This window comes from Acetobacter musti, from assembly GCF_011516835.1.
GTDB classification, from domain to species: Bacteria; Pseudomonadota; Alphaproteobacteria; order Acetobacterales; family Acetobacteraceae; genus Acetobacter; species Acetobacter musti.
Window position 1 is genome coordinate 1 of sequence record NZ_WOTB01000070.1, and the last position, 5,493, is coordinate 5,493.

The 5,493-nt window shown below is 58.7% G+C and carries 4 protein-coding genes; all 4 read right to left on the minus strand.

The annotated features are described in order from the left end of the window. Positions 1-304 precede the first annotated feature (304 nt). The 4 genes from GOB93_RS22170 to GOB93_RS20455 all read right to left on the minus strand — a co-directional run bounded on the left by GOB93_RS22170 (position 305) and on the right by GOB93_RS20455 (position 5,208). Positions 305-1,246 carry an AEC family transporter gene (locus GOB93_RS22170; protein ID WP_173585212.1) on the minus strand — a complete coding sequence of 314 codons (942 nt, stop codon included), beginning with the start codon at positions 1,244-1,246 and terminating at the stop codon, positions 305-307. Positions 1,247-1,329: 83 nt separating this feature from the next. Next, positions 1,330-2,961, minus strand: coding sequence for an NAD-dependent malic enzyme (locus GOB93_RS20445; protein WP_173585213.1), 1,632 nt, complete (start codon positions 2,959-2,961; stop codon positions 1,330-1,332). A gap of 172 nt (positions 2,962-3,133) precedes the next feature. After that, positions 3,134-3,751 (minus strand): response regulator FixJ, encoded by a 618-nt coding sequence (fixJ, locus tag GOB93_RS20450; RefSeq protein ID WP_173585214.1) that lies wholly within the window; start codon positions 3,749-3,751, stop codon positions 3,134-3,136. Beyond that, positions 3,748-5,208, minus strand: a complete 1,461-nt coding sequence (locus GOB93_RS20455) for a sensor histidine kinase (RefSeq protein ID WP_242010963.1) — start codon at positions 5,206-5,208, stop codon at positions 3,748-3,750. The genes fixJ and GOB93_RS20455 overlap by 4 nt, the downstream gene beginning before the upstream one ends. Positions 5,209-5,493: the final 285 nt, after the last annotated feature.

Genomic DNA, 5,493 nt, shown 5'->3' on the forward strand with positions numbered 1-5,493 from the left:
ACGGCGGCAACAACGAAATGCGCCATATCGTCAGCCGGAAGCCACGACTTCAGATCAGGCGGCAGAAGATACGGCTGAGACCGGTCAAACGGGATGAAGCTGCTCATCTCACCACCTTACAACCTTACCTCTTCACTGGGTAACCCAACCCGACAGGCTGCTAGAGCACTCAAATGAGCAAAACGCTTCTCAAAACGGAAAACAGACCTTTTCAGGACTCATTTTCTCCAATCAGTGCATGGAATTGTAATCATAGGGCAGGTCTTAAAACCAGAGAACTTTTCCAATCATCTATTTTTTTGCGTTATATCCACTCGCATATAGCGACAGTGGCGGGAATGACGACGACCATGCCGAGCGTCGTGAGCAGCATGATGCTGGCTGTTTCTACCTCGCACTTCCCATACTGCTGGGCAAACAGGGCAGACGGTGTGGAGGTAGGCATCGCACTTGCGACAAAAGCTGCTTTCGCCATAGCGGATTTTAGTCCCCATGCCTTGAGGGCGACGAAGAAGACTGCTGGTTGCAAGACGACACAGACGAGCGATCCCAGTATAACGGTCCTAGATCTGAGATTAAGGGAATAAGACGCAAGCGCGAGCCCGCAGGCGAAGATCGCCGCTCCTGGTGCGCAGACTGCTAGAGGCTTGAGCACGGACACGGAAACCGGCGGCATCGTCAGACCGGACAGAGACACGATGGTGCCCAGCACCGGTGCCCACACAAGGGGGTTCTTGATCGTTTTTCCAAGCGTTCGGGCCAACGAGGGTCTCGACGTTTCTGACCTGGACGCGCTCTCGAGCAGGTAGATGACGACTGAAACCTGTAAGAGGTTTGTGACAACCGCAGCCAGACCGACTACGCCGCCGCCGACCGTATCGCCATAGATTGGATCGAGGACCGTCAAGCCATAGATCGGTGCGGCTGTGGAGGACACCGCATAGCCGAGGAGGACTGCGGTCAGCCGGTCGCGCGTCATCATGCACAGGACGAGATAGCTCACGCCAAAGAAGAGCGAATATCCGATGATCATGACCACAACGAGTGGCCCCTGCTGAAGGAGCAAGTCGCATTTGAAGGACGCCATGCTGAGGAAGAGCGCAACCGGCAGGGCATATTTCAGCGCGAAATGACTGAAACCGATGGCCTGATCGTGATCGAAATCCTTGTACTTCCCGGCCAGATAGCCCAGCCCGAATATGAGGACAACCGGAGCGATGGCGGCGACGAGTATCACGAGATTCACGGATCTGCTCCGGGTTGGTGAGAGAAGGCGTCATCATCCCCGGTGATCGGCTCGAGCCGATCACCGGGGATGACTTAGGTGTGTCAGAGTTCCTTGTAGACCGGCTTGTAGAGCAGCCCCTCGATCCAGGCGCGGATATTTTCCGGACGCTCGACGGTGGCCTGTCCACTATCGAAGATATGCTCCGCAACCCGCGTGGCGGTCGTCACTTCGGTCTCCAGGATGTTGGCTTGGAGCGGGAACAGCATGCCATGCTCGCGTGCGCTCGGCCCCACCTGATCCGCTGTCGCGGCGGCGGCGGTGATGAACATATCGTCCGTGATCCGCGCGGGACGGGTCGCGTAAACGGCGAGGCCGATTGCCGGAAAGATATAGAAATTGTTGGCCTGTCCCGGGTGGTAGCTCTTTCCCTGATATTCGAAGTCCGGAAATTGGACTCCAGCGGCGTATAATGCTTTGCCTTTTGTCCAGGTATAGGCCTGCTCGGCCGTACATTCCGCCTTGTTCGTCGGATTGGAGAGCGGGAAGATCACCGGCCGCTCGTTCAGTTTTGCCATCTCGCGGACCACCTCCTCGGTGAATGCGCCGCCGATGGTGCTGACGCCGATCAGAATGGTCGGCTTGAAGGTTCTGACGACCTCGAGAAGATCTTTCGTCGGTTTCGCCTCGTGCGCGAACGGCTTCTGCCACTCGTTGAGATCGGTCCGGCTGGTCTCGATCAGACCGTTGACATCGATCAGTACGATACGCTCACGCGCTTCGGCCTCGCCCAGACCCGCTTCGACCATCGCCGAGACAATCATACTTGCGATACCGATCCCGGCTGAGCCTGCGCCCAGAAAAAGGACGCGCTGATCGGCGAAAGTCTCGTTCTTGATCTGCAGTGCCGTGGTCAGGCCTGCTACCGCGATCGCTGCGGTTCCCTGAATATCGTCATTGTAGCACAGGACCTTGTCGCGATAGCGGGCGAGAAGCCGCATCGCATCGGTACCTTTCCAGTCCTCGAAATGAATGCAGACACCGGGAAACACGTCTGTAGCGGCTTCGATAAATGCCTCTGAGATCAAATCCACCTCCGCTTCGTCTGGCGGGAGCTCGCGCAGACCAAGATAAAGCGGATCGGCCCGGAGCGCCGCGTTCGTGGTGCCTATGTCCAGTAGCACAGGCAGCAGCGCCTCGGGCGGCACCCCCGCGCAGGCGGTGTAGAGCTGGAGCTTGCCAATGGGAATGCCCATGCCGTTAGCGCCGATATCGCCAAGACCGAGAATACGGCCGCCGGTGGACACACAGATGAACCGAACGTCTTTTACCGGCCAGTTGCGCAGAATTTTTTTGAAGCGACCTTTCATGTCGCGCGTGAGATACATGCCCGCGCTGCCGCGATAGATATGTCCGAATGTCAGACAGGCATCAGCCACGGTCGGATCATAGACAATCGGCACAAACCGCGCGGGGTCGGACATCAGCGTGTGGTAGAATAGCGTCTCGTTCCTGGCCGCCAGGCTCATGAGATAGATGTAGCGTTCGAGATCATTCGGCTTTGCGGCGAGTTGCGTCTGAACCCTCTCCAGTTGCCGGTCGATGTTTTCCACAGTCGGAGGAAGCAGACCTTCAAGGCCGAGCGATTGACGCTCAGTCATTGTAAAGGCGGTTTCCTTGTTGCGGGCGGGGTTGTTGAGGATTTCCTGTCCCCGGATCGTGCTGGCCTGGCTCATGTGTTCTCCTCGCGGTTCGACGGCGTGCGGAAGTCATGCGCTTCGTTCGGAACGGCCGCCGCTGGATGACTGAATGTCATCTTGGGCCCACCCGAGCTCCAGCGCATCCGGAAAACTACGTACGTAAAACCTCGTAAGGGAAACGACCCGTCCTGATTTCAGGTCGACTGTGTTATCGCGGCCGCTCCGTGGCTGTCAGCGTCATCCGCACGAGTTCAGACAGGCTGCGAGCGTCCATCTTTATCATGAGATTGGCCCGATAAATCTCTATCGTGCGCGGGCTTATCCCAAGCTCCCGGGCGATGACCTTGTTCGATTGACCGTCGACGAGGCCACGGAGAACCTGTTGCTCCCGCGTCGTCAGAGCGGCGATCCGCTGGCGAATGACATGTGCATGCGCGCGTTCGGCGCCGTTCTCGTCACCGCACCGCAGAGCGGAGGCCACCGCGTCGAGAATGGTATGATCGTCGAACGGCTTTTCGATGAAGTCGCGGGCGCCGGCTTTCATGGCCTGCACCGCTAGGAGGACGTCAGCATGCCCCGTGATCACAATGACCGGGAGAACCGTCGCGCGCTTCTGGAGACGGTCGACAAGAGCGATGCCGTCCATGCCCGGCATCCGGATATCCGTTATGATGCATCCGCACTCGACCCCGTCGAGGATAGCGAGGAACTCATCCGCCGATGCGTGGGTCCTCGCGGTATGTCCCGATGTCAGCAACAGGAAGGCAAGGGATTCGCGTACGGCTTCGTCGTCGTCGATCACATGGACGATACCATCCGGGTTCATTCGCCAAACTCCTCTGTCCTGGCGCAGGGAAGAGTGAAAAGAAAGCACATCCCTCCCCCGCGTTCCCGCTGCGCTCCGATGCGTCCTCCATGAGCCTCCACGATGGTGCGGCAGATCGACAGCCCGACTCCCATGCCATGATCCTTCGTCGTTGAGAAAGATTCAAACAGCCTGCCCGCAATCTCGGGGCTCACACCGGGGCCAGTATCCGTCACGCGGATCCGTGCCATGCCTTCGAAAGCGTCGACCGCGACGACCAGACGCCGTTCGTCACAGTCCTCCATGGCCTCCACGGCGTTGCGGATCAGGTTGAGGAGGACTTGCTGGATCTGAATCTTGTCCGCGATAACCTGATCGGCCCCAGAGTCCAGCTGAAAGGATACGTCGATCCCGCGCTCCGCAATTCCGACCAAGGCCAGCGTTGCCATCTCTTCGATAAGCGCCCGCAGGCTTTCCAGTCCCGGCTCACCTTCTCCCCGAGACACGAAGTCCCGCAACGACCGTATGATCCGACCGGCCCGCAGCGCTTGCGCGGCCGCCTTGTCCATGGCCTCTTGCACGCGCGTGCTCTGCCCGTTCTCGGCTTCCAGGAGACGGCGTCCGCCGTTGAGAAAGTTCGTGATGGCCGTCAGAGGCTGATTAAGTTCGTGAGCCAGTGTGGCTGCCATCTCGCCCATGGCTGACAGGCGTGAGATATGTGTGACTTCGGCCTGCAACTGTCGCACGCGTCGGTCCGCTTCCTCGCGTTCCGTGCGGTCGCGAAGGAACGCGATTGTAAAGGAGCCCTCTCCTGATGTCAGGCGTCCGGTAGACAGATCAACGGGGACAGTCGTCCCGTCTTTCCGACGGGCGACTGCCGCTATTCCGTGCCGATCGGAGACTGGAGCCGTTCCGAGTTCGGGGACGATGTCTGCGATATTCGTCCCGATCGCCTCTGCCGCATTAGACCTCAGAAGTGTCTCCGCCGCGTTGCTGAATGATTGCACGATGCCGCGCTCGTCGAGAATGATGATAGCGTCGGGAACTGCGTCGAGGATGGCGCTGAGATGCGCCTCCCGCTCAAGGATACGCTGCGCCATCGCGGCCGTGCGCCGACGGGCACGTAGCAGCCATTCGCCACCACACGTGATCAGGACGCAGAGTGTCGCGAACAGGATCGTCTCGACCCAGTTTTCGATCGGCGGCGCGCCGTCATGCGCGAGAAGGAGGCAGCCGATCACTGATGCAAGTGTGGCTGCGGCTAGACCGGAAAAGAGACCGCCGATCACCGCGCCGACGAGCACTCCCGGAAGCAGTAAGAGAAACAACGTCCTGCCGCCGAGAAACGGATTGATCAGGAAACGTATGAGCGTCCCCAGTATCACGAGCCCGAGCGCGTACGAGGAGGCGGCCGCGAAACTGCGATGGCGTGCCAGCGCACCGGTCTCTTGAGGCGGCAGATCCCAAAAGTCCCTCAATGACGTTCTCCTCACCGAATGGTCGGCGAACGACCTCGCCAAGGCGAGTCAGTATTACTACGTAATAGCCTCATTCATCAAAACATTGCACCTGTAGGGTGAGACTGCGCCATGAACCGTCATGGTTCTAAGAGCCTGTTTGGAAAGTCATGGATGAGCGTTTCTTCGGATGAGATTGGGTTCTTCCGCACTTTTCGTGATGGGTATCTTGTACTGAGGTTCCGGAACTGGGAAATCCAGAAAGTCGTTCACTTTCATGGATATTCCCCAGTGTCACGCCTTCGG

What these genes read in the sequence shown, in the direction of transcription:
- fixJ (WP_173585214.1), bottom strand. Translation starts at nt 3,751, where the DNA reads ATGAACCCGGATGGTATCGTCCATGTGATCGACGACGACGAAGCCGTA.
- GOB93_RS20445 (WP_173585213.1), bottom strand. Translation starts at nt 2,961, where the DNA reads ATGAGCCAGGCCAGCACGATCCGGGGACAGGAAATCCTCAACAACCCC.